Source organism: Shewanella sp. 10N.286.51.B7 (genome assembly GCF_002873615.1).
In the GTDB taxonomy this organism is placed as follows: domain Bacteria; phylum Pseudomonadota; class Gammaproteobacteria; order Enterobacterales; family Shewanellaceae; genus Shewanella; species Shewanella electrodiphila.
This window is the reverse complement of the sequence record NZ_MCUF01000021.1, coordinates 1-14,886: the sequence shown is the minus strand read 5'-3', so window position 1 is coordinate 14,886 and position 14,886 is coordinate 1. Positions and strand designations below refer to the sequence as shown.

General features: G+C 41.3%; 12 protein-coding genes. 2 read left to right on the top strand and 10 right to left on the bottom strand.

The genetic code is table 11. The features are described from left to right. Positions 1-17: 17 nt before the first annotated feature. The 7 genes from carA to dnaK form a co-directional block, all read right to left on the bottom strand. On the bottom strand, positions 18-1,175 hold the full coding sequence (carA, locus tag BCU84_RS04350) for a glutamine-hydrolyzing carbamoyl-phosphate synthase small subunit (RefSeq protein ID WP_102526886.1): 1,158 nt from the start codon (positions 1,173-1,175) through the stop codon (positions 18-20). 180 nt (positions 1,176-1,355) lie between these two features. Continuing rightward, positions 1,356-2,168, bottom strand: a complete 813-nt coding sequence (dapB, locus tag BCU84_RS04345; RefSeq protein WP_102526885.1) for a 4-hydroxy-tetrahydrodipicolinate reductase — start codon at positions 2,166-2,168, stop codon at positions 1,356-1,358. Positions 2,169-2,220: 52 nt separating this feature from the next. Further along, the gene (locus BCU84_RS04340; protein ID WP_102526884.1) at positions 2,221-2,835 is read right to left on the bottom strand and encodes an FKBP-type peptidyl-prolyl cis-trans isomerase; all 615 of its coding nucleotides are present in this window, start codon (positions 2,833-2,835) and stop codon (positions 2,221-2,223) included. 101 nt (positions 2,836-2,936) lie between these two features. Beyond that, positions 2,937-3,734 (bottom strand): M48 family metallopeptidase, encoded by a 798-nt coding sequence (locus tag BCU84_RS04335; protein ID WP_102526883.1) that lies wholly within the window; start codon positions 3,732-3,734, stop codon positions 2,937-2,939. 163 nt (positions 3,735-3,897) lie between these two features. Next, positions 3,898-5,139 (bottom strand): DEAD/DEAH box helicase, encoded by a 1,242-nt coding sequence (locus BCU84_RS04330; RefSeq protein WP_102526882.1) that lies wholly within the window; start codon positions 5,137-5,139, stop codon positions 3,898-3,900. Positions 5,140-5,282: 143 nt separating this feature from the next. Next, positions 5,283-6,416 carry a molecular chaperone DnaJ gene (gene dnaJ, locus BCU84_RS04325; RefSeq protein ID WP_102526881.1) on the bottom strand — a complete coding sequence of 378 codons (1,134 nt, stop codon included), beginning with the start codon at positions 6,414-6,416 and terminating at the stop codon, positions 5,283-5,285. A gap of 87 nt (positions 6,417-6,503) precedes the next feature. Then, on the bottom strand, positions 6,504-8,423 hold the full coding sequence (gene dnaK, locus BCU84_RS04320) for a molecular chaperone DnaK (protein WP_102526880.1): 1,920 nt from the start codon (positions 8,421-8,423) through the stop codon (positions 6,504-6,506). 274 nt (positions 8,424-8,697) lie between these two features. On the opposite strand from dnaK, the gene BCU84_RS04315 reads away from it, so the two are divergent. Together BCU84_RS04315 and BCU84_RS04310 are read left to right on the top strand one after the other, a co-directional pair. Further along, a complete protein-coding gene (locus BCU84_RS04315; protein WP_102526879.1) occupies positions 8,698-9,621 on the top strand; it encodes a DMT family transporter in 924 nt (307 codons plus the stop codon). A gap of 96 nt (positions 9,622-9,717) precedes the next feature. Beyond that, positions 9,718-10,068 carry a hypothetical protein gene (locus BCU84_RS04310; protein WP_241906356.1) on the top strand — a complete coding sequence of 117 codons (351 nt, stop codon included), beginning with the start codon at positions 9,718-9,720 and terminating at the stop codon, positions 10,066-10,068. A 133-nt stretch (positions 10,069-10,201) separates the two neighbouring features. Here the strand turns inward: BCU84_RS04310 and BCU84_RS04305 are convergent, their stop codons facing one another. The 3 genes from BCU84_RS04305 to BCU84_RS04295 form a co-directional block, all read right to left on the bottom strand. Next, positions 10,202-11,470: a glutamate-5-semialdehyde dehydrogenase gene (locus BCU84_RS04305; RefSeq protein ID WP_102526878.1), complete on the bottom strand. Its 1,269-nt coding sequence runs from the start codon at positions 11,468-11,470 to the stop codon at positions 10,202-10,204. Beyond that, the gene (gene proB, locus BCU84_RS04300) at positions 11,460-12,599 is read right to left on the bottom strand and encodes a glutamate 5-kinase (protein ID WP_102526877.1); all 1,140 of its coding nucleotides are present in this window, start codon (positions 12,597-12,599) and stop codon (positions 11,460-11,462) included. Before proB ends, BCU84_RS04305 begins: the two co-directional genes overlap by 11 nt. A 292-nt stretch (positions 12,600-12,891) precedes the next feature. Continuing rightward, positions 12,892-14,181, bottom strand: a complete 1,290-nt coding sequence (locus BCU84_RS04295) for an NCS2 family permease (protein WP_102526876.1) — start codon at positions 14,179-14,181, stop codon at positions 12,892-12,894. Positions 14,182-14,886: the final 705 nt, after the last annotated feature.

Sequence of the window (14,886 nt, the reverse complement as noted above, 5' to 3'; positions counted from 1 at the left end):
TTCTCCGAGTGACCTAACTATTTAGCGTTTGAACGAGATTGCTCAATCAATTCAATGAAATGATCAAACAGCGGTGACGCATCGGTCGGTCCAGGGCTCGCTTCAGGATGGCCTTGGAAACTAAACGCAGGTTTATCAGTAAGGTGAATACCTTGAAGTGAACCATCAAATAATGACTTGTGGGTCACTTTGATGTTCGCAGGTAGTGTAGCTTCATCAGCAGCAAAACCGTGGTTTTGGCTGGTGATCATCACATTACCTTTCTCAATATCGCTCACAGGGTGGTTAGCACCATGATGACCAAACTTCATTTTCAAGGTTTTAGCCCCTGATGCTAATGCAAGCAACTGGTGACCAAGACAAATACCAAATACTGGAATATCAGTTTTTAGTATTTCTTGAATGGCAGTGATAGCGTAATCACAAGGCTCTGGATCGCCAGGACCGTTTGATAGGAAAATCCCATCAGGATTCATCGCTAATACTTCTGCCGCTGATGTTTGGGCTGGTACTACTGTCACATCACAACCACGGTCAACTAACATACGTAAGATGTTACGTTTGATGCCGTAATCGAAAGCGACAACTTTATATTTAAGTTCTGATTCTGGAGTCTCATCAGGTAAACCACCGACTAAACGCCAGCTTGCTTTACGCCATTGATAAGTAGACTCGGTAGTGACTTCTTTTGCTAAGTCCATACCTTTTAAACCAGGGAATGCCTTCGCTGCAGCTAATGCTTTAGCTTCATCGATATCGCCGACCATAATACAGCCGGCTTGCGAACCTTTTTCACGTAAAATACGGGTCAATTTACGTGTATCAATATCCGCGATACCCACAACATTATTCGATTTTAAATAATCGCTTAATGACTGTTGGTTACGAAAGTTGCTGGCTAATAGAGGTAGATCTCTAATGATAAGACCACAAGCATGAACTGAATCAGATTCTGTATCTTCATCATTCGTACCGGTATTACCAATATGAGGGTAAGTTAAAGTTACGATCTGGCGAGAATATGACGGATCCGTTAAAATCTCTTGATAGCCTGTCATTGAAGTATTAAAAACTACTTCACCAACAGTGAGTCCATCGGCACCAATTGCTGTGCCAGAGAATACGGTTCCATCTTCGAGTACGAGTAAGGCAGACTGTGTCAACGCGACCTCCAAAAAAAAGAGCCAAGCCACTGAAATTATTTGTATTTAATTTTTACAAATCTACCAATTTACGAAATTTTGGCAAATTCCAGCGATTTTATATGAATTAAGTTAAAGCGTCTATGCTTAGTTATTTTATTTTGGGAAAATTTATTTCCAAAAAAAAACCACCGAAGGTGGTTTTTTTAAATATTAATTGAGTCCTAACACTTGCTGCATGTCGTATAAGCCTGAATCCTGATCGGATAACCAATAGGCTGCACGCATGGCACCATTAGCAAATGTCATTCGACTGGTCGCTTTATGAGTTATTTCAACTCGCTCACCGATATCGGCAAACATCACCGTATGGTCGCCAACAATATCACCAGCACGAATAGTAGAAAAACCTATGGTATTTCTATCACGCTCGCCAGTCATACCTTCACGACCATAAACTGCGCACTCTTCAAGATCTCGGCCAAGGGTATCAGCAATCACTTCACCCATTTTTAACGCCGTACCAGAGGGTGCATCCTTTTTAAAACGATGATGCCCTTCAGTGATCTCAATATCAGTGTAATCGCCCATGACTTTCGCGGTTAGCTCTAATAGTTTCAGCGTTAAGTTAACGCCTACAGACATATTAGGAGCAAACACAACAGGTGTTTGCTCAGCAAACGCATTAATCATCTCTTTTTGAGCATGATTAAAACCTGTCGTACCAATCACAATCGCCTTATTATTTTTTGAACACCAATCAAGATGCACAAGCGACGATTCTGGAGAGGTAAAATCAATTAATACATCAAAATGTTCTGATGCTATGTCTAATGAATCTGTAATCGCAACATTCATAGTACCCACGCCAGCCAACTCACCAGCATCAACACCAATCAGTGTAGAACCTGTGCGTTCAACTGCGGCACCTAAATATATCATGTCATGTTGCTTAGCAGCTTCAATCAATGTGCGACCCATACGGCCACTGGCACCAACAACAGCGACTCTTACTTTTGCAGTCATGTCTTTCTCCCAGTGATACAAAAACGCCTAAGTTAAACTTAGGCGTTAATCATTAAACGATTTCTAACAATTCAACTTCAAATACCAACGCCGAGAATGGCGGGATTGAAGCACCAGCACCACGTTCGCCGTAAGCTAAGTGTTGTGGCACGAATAATTTAAGCTTGGTACCAACTGGCATTAGTTGTAATGCTTCAGTCCAACCAGCGATAACACCAGAAACTGGGAATTCAGCTGGCTCGCCACGAGCAACAGAACTATCGAATACTTCACCGTTGATGAAAGTACCGTGGTAATGAGCACGAATTGTTGAATCAAGAGTTGGTTTCTCACCTTCACCTTGAGCGATAACTTCGTACTGAAGACCTGACTCAGTCACAGTAATACCGTCACGTTTAGCATTTTCAGCAAGGAAGTTTTCGCCTTCAGCTGAAGCAGCTGCAGCAGCTTCTTCTTGAGCAGCTTGTAAACGACGGCTGATTTCAGTGAAAGCCACTTGTAAGTCTTCCATTGCAACAGCGCTTTCTTTACCTGCAAACGCATCCGCTAGACCAGCTTGTACTGCAGGGATATCGATACCTTCGAAAGAGTTAGCAGCTAGTTGCTCACCCATTTGACGACCTACACCGTAACTTGCTTGCTGTTCCATTGTGTTGAACTCTGACATAACGTATTTACTCTCAATTCATCAGTTAAAATTTGCGGGGCAGTTTAGCACACTTTATAACGCTATGGGCGCTAATCTGCGATGATAATGACTATTTTTCATTAGCCTTTTTTACATTGTGTTGGGGACTGTTTTTTTGCCGCTTGATATAAAGGGGTCACCTTAGTTTGTAGCGCTTGTAAATCAGATATACGGCTTGAGTGAGATGGATGAGTAGAGAACAATTCCGGCCCTTGCTCACCGCCAGCTTTCGCCATGTTTTGCCATAAAATAACACTCTTGGCTGGATTGAAACCTGCCTTGGCCATTAACTCTAAACCGAGTTCATCCGCTTCACTTTCTTGATCTCGACCAAAAGGTAATAAAATCCCTACCTGCGCGCCAAGTCCTAAGCCTGCCATATACATGTCTTTATTTGAAACACCACCAGCGCCTAGCGCTACATCCGCTAATTGCATGCCAGTATTGGTCATTTGAGCACGAGACACTTGCTCATTACCGTGTCTTGCCAATACATGTGCCACTTCATGCCCAATAACCGTTGCTAGCTGGTCTTCATCGCTTGCAACAGTTAACAGGCCTGTGTAAACCCCGATATGACCGCCAGGCAACGCAAAAGCATTGACTTGTTCAGAGTCAAATACCACGACCTCCCATTGCAAGGATTGATCAGGAAGCTCTGCGGTTATCCTGTCAGCAATGCAACTTACGTAAGCGATTTTCTGTTTATCTGTACTGACCTTTTGCTCTTTTTTCATCGCAGCAAACGATTGCCCGCCCATTTCTGTCATTTGTGTTTTATCAAATAACAGTACCTGACTTCGCCCCGTGGGTGACTTTGTCGTTGCACAACCTGCTAATAACACTGGAAGCAGTAATGTCAGAACTAGTTTTTTCATATTACATCCCTTTAAATATCTTGTTTACGCGTTAAGCCTATCTAATTGCAATTATTTTAAACTATTCCACCCGTTGATTGCACCTTTAGCCATACCACCTTTAGCCAGTTGCAGTTACAGCTACAGTCCATTGCAATATTACAGTCCACTTTCAAATTCAGTATCAGCGTACCTGCTTCTTACTAAATTGACTGGCACTGCGTTTTTTAGCCGTCCGTCGATTAGCCTGTTTATCTTTAGGCGGCCTTTTACTATTAGGATCGATGGGTTTATCCGTTACAGGAAAGCCTTCGAGTTCACTTACCGGCACGGATAACTTGCTTAATTCGCGAATAGCATTAAGCCTTGGCATTTCAGCATGAGATATCAAAGATATTGCACAACCGCTTAACCCTGCTCGTGCAGTACGACCTATTCGATGAATGTACACAGCTGCTTGCTCAGGTAATTCAAAATTAATCACCACAGGCAATGCGTCAATGTGGATCCCACGAGCCATGACATCGGTTGCCACTAATACCGTTAACTGCTTTGCCTTAAATTGGTTCAAAGTATCTGTACGTAATGCTTGGTCTTTATCGCCATGTAAGGAAGCCGCTGTCAGTTTTGCTTTATGTATCTTCTTACATAAAGCATCAGCGTCACCTTTAGCATTCACAAACACCAACACTTGAGACCAGTTATTACGTTTAATCAGATCAATGACTGCTTTTGCCTTACTGCCCTTATTGATGTGATAAATGGTTTGAGTAATATCTTCAACCGCTGTATTAACCACATTAGCTTCCAGCCTAATAGCATCTCTAGCTAATATCTGCTGAGTAAATTGCAGCAAAGGTTCTGGCATGGTGGCTGAAAACAACAAGGTTTGTCTTGTGGGCATAAGTGCAATAAGTGACTTAATATCGGCGATAAAGCCCATATCTAATAAACGGTCAGCTTCATCTAGCACTAGGTGTTCTAGTGCTGCAAAGTCCACAGCACCTTGATTAACTAACGCCAGTAGTCTTCCTGGCGTCGCAACAATCAGATTTGCAGGCGTTGATAAGCGTTCAATTTGTAGTTCTGTATCTTCGCCACCACATACCACCTCTACTCGAAGATCTAAGTCTGCACCTACTCTAGATAAATCCCCAGCCACCTGCGTGGCCAACTCTCGGGTTGGCACAATAACTAAAGCCAATAGTTTCTGGCTCAGTTTCTGAATTGGCTTTTGACTCATACTATGCAAAATAGGTAAACCAAAAGCGTAGGTTTTGCCACTACCAGTTTGCGCTAATGCCATTACATCCTGCCCTTGGATGATTTTAGGTATTGTCTGCTTTTGAATCTCACTGGGTTTCAACACTGAAGCAGGTAAAGCATCGACGAGTTTAGGGTTAAGTGAAAATGATGAAAACGACATATGATTACGCCTAATTAAACATGTGAACTCATTGAATCACGCTTTTAATAAGTGCTCAATAAGGTGATTTTATTGCAATAAAAAAGGCTGTTTACCATAGGTAATCAGCCTTTCAAAATATCAGCGTAATGTGTTTACAACGATTAACTGTTTAAATCGTGAAAAAACTTTTTAACGCCATCAAAGAAACCTTCAGCTTTAGGGCTATGTTTCTTAGATTCGCCTGTCAACGTTGCTTCGAATTCACGCAGTAATTCTTTTTGCTTTTCATTAAGGTTAACTGGTGTTTCCATCACAACCTTACAAAGCAAATCACCGACTGCATGACTGCGAACTGATTTAACACCTTTACCGCGTAAACGGAACATACGGCCAGTTTGGCTTTCTGCTGGGATCTTTAAGTTCACTTTGCCATCAAGTGTTGGCACTTCAATTTCGCCGCCTAAGGCTGCTTTACTGAATGAGATTGGCACTTCACAATATAAGTTGTTGCCATCGCGAACGAAGATATTATGTTCGCGTACCGTCACTTGTACGTATAAATCGCCTGGAGGTGCGCCAAATTCGCCCGCTTCACCTTCACCAGATAAGCGAATACGGTCACCCGTATCAACACCAGCAGGAATTTTAACTGATAATGTTTTGCTCTTCTCAACGCGACCTTCACCATGACATTTCTTACATGGGTCTTTAATGATCTTACCGCGACCATGACAAGTCGGACACGCTTGTTGAACAGCGAAAAACCCTTGGCGCATTTGTACTTGGCCTTGGCCATGACATGTGCCACAAGTCGTTGCAGAGGTGCCTTTTTTAGCGCCGCTGCCATCACAGGTATCACATGATGCGAGTGTAGGGATACGTAACTCTTTTGATAAGCCACGTACCGCTTCTTCAAGCGACAGCTCAAGGTTGTAACGTAAGTCACTGCCTCTTGCTGCTTGACGTTGACCACCGCCACGACGACCGCCACCAAAAATATCACCGAACACATCACCGAAGATATCACCGAAATCGCCAGCGCCACCATGACCACCGCCACCGCGGTTAGGGTCAACACCAGCATGACCAAATTGGTCATAAGCGGCTTTTTTATTGGCATCGGTTAGAATTTCGTAAGCTTCTTTAACTTCTTTAAAGCTTGCTTCAGCTTCTTCATCACCTGGATTACGATCCGGGTGAAACTTCATCGCCAAACGTTTATAGGCTTTTTTGACTTCTCGTTCACTAGCATCGCGACCGATACCTAGAACTTCGTAATAATCTCGCTTTGACATAATCTCAGTTTTCTCAAGCAGGTATTGTACGAACGGGCGTTAGAGATTTCTCTCAACGCCCGCCTGAAAGTTAACTAACTAATTAGTTTACTTTTTGTCGTCTTTTACTTCTTCAAACTCAGCATCAACAACGTCATCTTCAGGCTTAGCTTCTTGTGCATCTTGTGCAGGAGCTTCACCTTGTTGCGCTTGTGCATTCGCTTGAGCAATTTCCATTAACTTAGCTGACGCTTCCATTAATGCTTGAGTTGCTTTATCAATCGCTTCTTTGTCGTTACCTTGAGTTGCGGCATCAACTTCAGCCATTGCAGCTTCAATTTTCTCTTTTTCTTCAGCTGGTAGTGCTTCGCCAGCTTCTTCGATTTGCTTCTTAGTCGCATGAACCATGCCATCAGCTTGGTTACGCGCTTGAACTAGCTCTTCGAATTTAGCATCTTCGTCAGCATGTGCTTCAGCATCACGTACCATTTGCTCTACTTCTTCGTCACTTAGACCAGAGTTAGCTTTAATGGTGATGTTTTGCGCTTTACCGGTTTTCTTATCAGTTGCTGATACGTTTAAGATACCATCTGCATCGATATCAAAAGACACTTCAACTTGTGGTTGGCCACGTGGAGCAGGCTCAATACCTTCAAGGTTGAATTGACCTAAAGATTTATTGTAGCTAGCTTGCTTACGCTCACCTTGAAGTACGTGAATCGTTACTGCACTTTGGTTATCTTCAGCAGTTGAGAACGTTTGGCTCGCTTTAGTCGGGATAGTGGTGTTCTTCTCGATAAGCTTAGTCATTACGCTACCCATGGTTTCAATACCAAATGATAGTGGTGTAACGTCAAGTAACAATACATCTTTTACGTCACCAGAAAGAACACCTGCTTGAATTGCCGCGCCTACAGCTACAGCTTCATCAGGGTTAACATCTTTACGTGGCTCTTTACCGAAGAAATCAGTTACTGCAGCCTGTACCTTAGGCATACGAGTTTGACCACCAACAAGAATAACTTCGTTGATATCAGAAACTGATAAGTCAGCATCAGCTAGAGCAACTTTTAGTGGCTCTAAAGAACGTTGAATTAAGTCGTCTACTAAAGACTCTAACTTAGCACGAGTGATTTTAACCACTAAATGCTTAGGACCTGTTGCATCAGCAGTGATGTAAGGTAGGTTAACTTCAGTTTGAGTGGTGCTTGAAAGTTCAATTTTCGCTTTTTCTGCAGCTTCTTTAACACGTTGCATAGCTAGCGGGTCATTACGTAGGTCTAGACCTTGCTCTTTTTTGAACTCATCAGCTAAATAGTTGATTAGACGGTTATCAAAATCTTCACCACCTAAGTGAGTGTCACCGTTAGTTGCAAGTACTTCGAAAGTTTGGTCGCCATCGTTACTATCGATTTCAATGATAGAGATATCGAAAGTACCGCCACCTAAATCGTATACAGCAACAACATTGTCGCCTTGCTTCTTATCGATACCGTAAGCTAATGCAGCAGCAGTTGGTTCGTTGATGATACGTTTAACATCAAGACCAGCAATACGACCAGCATCTTTCGTTGCTTGACGTTGTGAATCGTTAAAGTATGCAGGAACAGTAATAACTGCTTCTGTTACTTCTTCACCTAAGAAGTCTTCTGCAGTCTTTTTCATCTTTTTCAAGATTTCAGCAGAAACTTGTGGTGGTGCCATTTTCTTACCGTGAGCTTCAACCCATGCATCACCATTGTCTGTACCAATGATTTTGAACGGCATGATGTCAACATCACGTTGAACTTCGTCATCTTTAAAACGACGACCGATTAAACGCTTAATCGCGAAGAAAGTGTTAGTTGGGTTGGTAACAGCTTGACGTTTAGCTGGTGAACCCACCAATGTTTCATCTTCAGTGTATGCGATGATTGATGATGTAGTACGTTCGCCTTCTGCGTTCTCAATTACGCGAGCTTTGTCGCCATCAAGGACAGCAACACAAGAGTTCGTTGTGCCTAAGTCAATACCAATAATTTTGCCCATGAGGATCTCCGAAATATAAATTTTAGTGTTTCTAAATTTGCTTATGGTTGTTGATATGGGGTCAGGATTTGTAATTTCAAGTCCTAATTTTTTAACCTCTCATATCAGCCTTACTGCATATATTGGGACAGCGAGCTAAATTACAAGGGCGAGATCGTAAATTTTATTAAAAATATCTTAAGCAATGAGAAAATAAGTAGTGCATCCACTTTGTATATTGCATACAATCTCGGAAATTATTTAGCCTACGTTTTATTTTCAATTAGGAAAGACAGTGTCGAATACTTCTCTAGCTTATATTTATGGCCTATTGGCCGTATTGTTATGGTCAACTGTCGCGACAGCTTTTAAAATAGCGTTGGGTTATTTCACCCCATTACAGTTAGTTTTTGTTGCCGTCATCACCTCTATTTTCGCCTTAGGTATCATTGTTATCGCCCAAGGTAAATTTGGCTTAATCGCTAAGCAATTTATCAAACGCCCTCTCTTTTATTTATTCACTGGCCTATTGAATCCGTTTTTATACTATTACGTATTGTTTGAAGCTTATGATTTATTGCCCGCTCAACAAGCCTTATCCCTGAACTACACATGGGCTATTTTATTACCCATTTTAGCCGTACCTTTACTTGGCCATAAATTAACTAAAATAGATGTACTTGCAGCGATTATTGCGTACAGCGGGGTTTACGTTATTGCTAGCGGCGGGAACCTCACCAGTTTTAATTTTGACAGCCCTACAGGTATCGCATTTGTGTTAAGTAGTACTGTTATTTGGTGCTTTTACTGGGTGATTAATACGAAAGATGACGGCGATGCGATTGTTAGTTTATTACTGAGTTTTTTAATCGGCTTGCCTTTTGTTACAGCCGCAATGATGCTGCACCAACCCATTGAAGCGATCAGTTGGTCAGCGCTCGTGGCTGGGATGTATGTTGGCTTATTTGAAATGGGTTTAACATTCGTGCTTTGGTTAATGGCACTTAAAACCACTGATAAGACTTCCAATATCACCACGCTGGTTTTCCTCACCCCAGTATTATCTGTTGGGTTAATATCTGTCATATTAAAAGAGCATATAACTGTGAGCACTTATATTGGCTTGTGCTTTATATTATCTGGCTTAATGCTACAAAAAATATTGCCAAAACTGCTGCCTAAATTGAATCGTTTCTCAAAAGTAAAATATGCCAGTTAGCTGCTAATATATTGCACTATCATGCATATACTCAATAAGCTGGTTGTCAGGCAGCAGATTAATTGTTATTAATATGTTACAAGTAAAAAGAAAGCAATGGAGATATTGGCAATGGGAATGCCGCGTTGGAACTTTAGTGATGCCGTCGAAACCAGAATACGTATTACCTGTCTATTGATAACGGTAGGGATTATGGTTTATGAATATTTCAACGGTGACAGTTCAACACAATACCCAGCCATGTATATTTGCGTTTTCATTTTTCCAGCGGTCTATTTTACTAACCGCATTCAAACCAAATACTTCCCATTTATGAAGGAATATGTCCAAGCGACAAGGATTGCTGCAATAATAATGACACTCAGTAGTTTTGCCGTTTGGTGCTATGCCACGTATTTACGTTTATCAATTCCACCTATCCCAAGTCATCTCATTTTTACTCAATAACAGCTAACCTGATACAACATCCCTAATGGCTTGTAGTAAAGCTTACTAATTGGCAGATGGCAGAAAGCAAAAAAGCACCGAAGTGCTTTTTAACTATCAATCACAAACGTTAAGTAAAAAAGAAGCAGACTAACTATCCACGTGCAGTGTAGTCACCTGTTGCTAACCATTTGTATGTGGTTAACGCATCAAGTGCCATTGGTCCACGAGCATGTAACTTCTGCGTACTAACAGCAACTTCAGCGCCTAGTCCAAATTGCGAGCCATCAGTAAAGCGTGTACTTGCATTCACATACACCGCAGCTGAATCGACTTGATTCATAAAATGACAAGTGGCATTAATATCGTCAGATAAAATCGCTTCAGAGTGTCCGCTAGAATGCTGGCGGATATGTTCGATAGCCTGATCAATGTCAGTAACCACTTTTACACCTAAGGTCAGTGATAACCACTCTGTTGAGTAACTCTCATCAGTAGCTGAATGGATTTCAAAAGCTTGAGTATCCACTAAGGTTTTGGTTTTATCACAAGTATAAAAACTGACACCTAATGCTGACATTTGCTTGAATAAGATTGGCAAAAATTCAGCAGCAACATCTTCATGTATCAGTAAAGTATCTAACGCATTACATACTGTTGGGCGCTGAACTTTTGCGTTAATAATCACTTCTGCACTGCGGCTCAGGTCGGCCATTTTATCTAGGTATAAATGACAAATACCAATACCACCTAAGATCACCGGGATACTGGCTTTTTCAGCACATAAACGCTGCAGCGTTTGCCCACCACGCGGGATAATCATATCGACGTATTGATCTAAGGTTAATAAACCAGTTACCAAATCTCTGTCGGTTGAGTTAATAAGTTGAACCGCATTCTCAGGTAAGCCTTGCAAGGTTAATGCTTTACGAATGACGTCGCTTAATACCTGGTTTGAAGTTAGTGTTTCTTTACCGCCACGCAAAATAACTGCATTACCCGTTTTTAATGCAAGTACTGCGATATCAACTGTCACGTTTGGTCTTGCTTCGTAAATCACTCCCACAACACCTAGTGGCACGCGACGTTGAGTTAAGCGTAAACCGTTATCTAACAGCTGACTGCTTGATTCACTTCCAACGGGATCGGCAAGATTAATCACATTATCAATATCTGCAATTATGCCGCTTAATCTATCGTTATCTAATAACAAGCGGTCAATCATGGCATCTGTTAAACCATTTTCTCTAGCCGCTGCGACATCTTTAGCATTGGCAGTAAGAATAGCTTCGCTGTTAAGTGATAACTGCTCACTAATACAATGTAATAATTCAGATTTCTTTTGACTAGATAAATTCGCTAGGGCAAAACTTGCCGCTTTCGCTTGCTTGCCTAATGTGTGTAAATATTCTTTATGAGGCATGTTTGCTTCCTTTAAATTGTTCGCAGTCTAATAGAACCATATCGTTTCGATGTACTATAGAAGCGCCATAGTCGTAACCAATTAATTCTTCAATTTGGTTAGAATGTTTGCCGGCAATAAGCTTCAGCGCACGTGAACAGTAACGGCTTAAGCCTTTAGCTATTTCATTGCCAGATTGATCGGTCAATAACACAATCGCACCACGCTCGAATTCGCCTTCAACACTGACTATACCTTTCGGTAATAAGCTGCTGCCAGTTTCAACCACCGCATGACATGCACCATCATCAAGTTTAAATCGCCCTTCTGTTGCAGGTCCTACCAAAATCCATTGTTTACGGTAACTTAGTGGGTTTTTAATCGCACTAAAATGAGTGCCAATTGCTTCTTTTTTAGCAATTTTAGTCAGGACTTCTGGATGATGGCCTGAAGCAATTACAACCTCAACACCAGCTCTTTTAGCGATGTTTGCGGCTTCTAATTTAGTCGCCATGCCACCAGTGCCAAGCCCAGATACAGCGCCGCCAGCTAACTGACGTAAGTTGTCGTCAATGGTGGCTACGGTAGTGATTAATTTGGCATTGGGGTTTGATCTCGGATCTGCATCGAACAAACCTTTTTGATCCGTCAGTAGCACTAACAGATCGGCTTCGCATAGCAATGCAGCTCTGGCAGATAAATTATCATTATCCCCCACTTTGATCTCACTAGTCGCAACCGCATCATTTTCATTAATGATTGGAATGATGTTGTTTTCTAACAAGACGTTAATCGTATCGCCTGCATTCATGTATCTTTCAAGATCATGTAAATCAGCGCCAGTAAGCAACAGTTGACCGACATGCAAACCATAAATGCTAAACACTTCACTCCAAGCAAGAATTAACTGACTTTGGCCTACTGCTGCAAGAAGTTGTTTGTTGGGTATGTCATCGGGGAGTTCGGGGTATTGGAGGTGCTCTCGTCCTGCAGCTATTGCGCCTGATGTGCAAAGCACAACTTCAACGCCTGAACGCACTAACGCTGATATTTGTCGTGCTAATTCAACCATGTGCGCTTTATCAAGCTTATTACTGCCTGATGTCAGCACACTGGTGCCTAATTTTACTACTACCCGCTGGTAAGACATTGGTACCTTTCCAAACAAAACAATTTTAGTGGAAGATTTTTATACCTAATTAGACTAAAGAATAATAGCAATGCTTAACTATGTTAAAAGAAATTCATGACATAGATTATGATCCTGCATAAAAAAGGGCTATGCAATGCATAACCCTTAACAAAAAATCAATAAACCGATTTATTTTAGCTAACAAGATATATTTAATGAAGCCTGTAAAAACAATAGCTGAGGATTAAAATCCAAAGCAAACGAGTAAAATCAACGCAAAAAGTTAACTTAAACCCAACATCTCAACGATTTAACCATATATAAATTTAACTAAGAATAAGACCGCAATAAATACAATGCCTAGATTCAAATCTTTAAAGCGACCAGTCAATACTTTAATGACAGCGTAAGAGATAAATCCAAAGCCAATTGCGTTAGCAATAGAAAAAGTCAGTGGCATCAGTAAACAAACAATCACCACAGGCGCAGCTTCAGTGAGGTCTTCCCATTCAACATTCACCAAACCAGACATCATCAAAATAGCCACATAAAATAATGCACCGCTTGTTGCATACGCAGGCACCATACCCGCGAGTGGCGCAAAGAATAATGCAAGGATAAATAAAATACCGACCACAACCGCTGTTAATCCAGTTCTGCCACCAGCGCTCACACCCGCAGTACTTTCAATATAACTGGTTGTTGTAGAGGTACCTAAGCTCGCACCTGCAATAGTTGCCAAACTATCAGCACTTAATGCACGCTTCACTCTCGGTAAACGGCCTTGTTCATCTAAGAAACCACCGCGCTGAGCCACTGCAACTAATGTCCCTGAAGTATCAAAGAGATCGACAAATAAGAAAGCAAATATCACTGAAATCATGCTGATTTCTAATACGCTAGATAAGTCCATTTTCATGAAAGTGGGCGCAATAGATGGCGGCATTGATACAATGCCATTATAACTAACGTCGCCAAACGCTAACCCCAGCGCTGTGACGATAAAAATACTTAAAATTACTGAAGCTTTTAACCCTCGCTGAACCATAGCAATAATTAAAAAGAAACCGAGTGCAGCCATCACAGCTGGAAATGCCGTAATGTCGCCCATGGTCACTAAGGTTGCAGGACTTGCGACAACAATGCCTGCAGCCTTAAGGCCAATAAAGGCAAGGAATAAACCAATACCAGCAGCAATACCCAAACGTAAACTCATCGGAATACTATTGACAATCCACTCTCTAATTTTCACTAAAGACAGAATAAGGAAACAAATACCCGACATGAATACCGCGCCTAATGCCGTTTCCCAGCTATAGCCCATTTCACCAACAACGGTGTAAGTGAAAAAAGCATTTAATCCCATTCCAGGTGCCAACGCGATTGGATAGTTGGCAACAAAGCCCATCACTAAACAACCTACTGCAGCCGCTAAACATGTCGCCACAAAAACAGCGCCTTGATCCATGCCCGCATCCGCCAACATCATCGGATTAACAAAAATGATATAGGCCATGGTTAAAAAGGTCGTGATACCTGCAACCACTTCTTGTTTTATATTTGATTGATTCTCTTTGAGTTTGAACAGTTTCTCTAACATGAAACTTTAATCCTTGAAAAAGGGAATGGAACGGCTGTTGTCACGCCTTACTTGATCAACTCACTATGATAAGGAACTGATACAGGTGACATTTTAGTGACAAGGATTATAGGTATTTATAAGGAGCTTAACCATATTCACAATATAAACACTCATATTCGCTAGCAAGACAATTTAATAAACTGATTACTGAGGGAAACGTGAAATACAGGTAAAAAAAAGCCTACTCAATGAGTAGGCTGACAAGTTTAATCGTTTTCCGGTATGGGGATAGGAAAACTGAATCACCATTAAGTGATAAAACTTCAAAATAAACTAGCAATAGAGAACTAGCTTATTGTTGTCTAAGATCGCCGTGAGGCGACAGAAAAAAGGGTTGATACGGGTAAAGCTTCAATCAAGGATGGGTTAGCCCTTGAATGTCATGGCATATAAACCACCTGATAAAGCATCTGAACTTAACCAAGTGTTTTGCCAATAAATATATTGATTGCCTGTATAAGACATAGTACATACTCCAAATAAAGTTGTTTAAAACCTAGTCTTGCTGGGCTCGGTTCCTTGGAACTTACTTTTCTCAATCCATTGAGACAACTTACTTACTCGATTCCTTGGAGACTTTATCCTTCCTGGATGAACTAGAATTGAAAAGCACCGTGCTCTTCAACGAGATAAATAATACCAAAATGTAATTTTGGTATTATT

Bases quoted from the DNA above. Each gene is read 5' to 3' on its own strand.
- dapB (WP_102526885.1), bottom strand. From the start codon at position 2,168: ATGACTGCAAAAGTAAGAGTCGCTGTTGTTGGTGCCAGTGGCCGTATG.
- BCU84_RS04340 (WP_102526884.1), bottom strand. From the start codon at position 2,835: ATGTCAGAGTTCAACACAATGGAACAGCAAGCAAGTTACGGTGTAGGT.
- BCU84_RS04335 (WP_102526883.1), bottom strand. From the start codon at position 3,734: ATGAAAAAACTAGTTCTGACATTACTGCTTCCAGTGTTATTAGCAGGT.
- BCU84_RS04330 (WP_102526882.1), bottom strand. From the start codon at position 5,139: ATGTCGTTTTCATCATTTTCACTTAACCCTAAACTCGTCGATGCTTTA.
- dnaJ (WP_102526881.1), bottom strand. From the start codon at position 6,416: ATGTCAAAGCGAGATTATTACGAAGTTCTAGGTATCGGTCGCGATGCT.
- dnaK (WP_102526880.1), bottom strand. From the start codon at position 8,423: ATGGGCAAAATTATTGGTATTGACTTAGGCACAACGAACTCTTGTGTT.
- BCU84_RS04310 (WP_241906356.1), top strand. From the start codon at position 9,718: ATGGAGATATTGGCAATGGGAATGCCGCGTTGGAACTTTAGTGATGCC.
- BCU84_RS04305 (WP_102526878.1), bottom strand. From the start codon at position 11,470: ATGCCTCATAAAGAATATTTACACACATTAGGCAAGCAAGCGAAAGCG.
- proB (WP_102526877.1), bottom strand. From the start codon at position 12,599: ATGTCTTACCAGCGGGTAGTAGTAAAATTAGGCACCAGTGTGCTGACA.
- BCU84_RS04295 (WP_102526876.1), bottom strand. From the start codon at position 14,181: ATGTTAGAGAAACTGTTCAAACTCAAAGAGAATCAATCAAATATAAAA.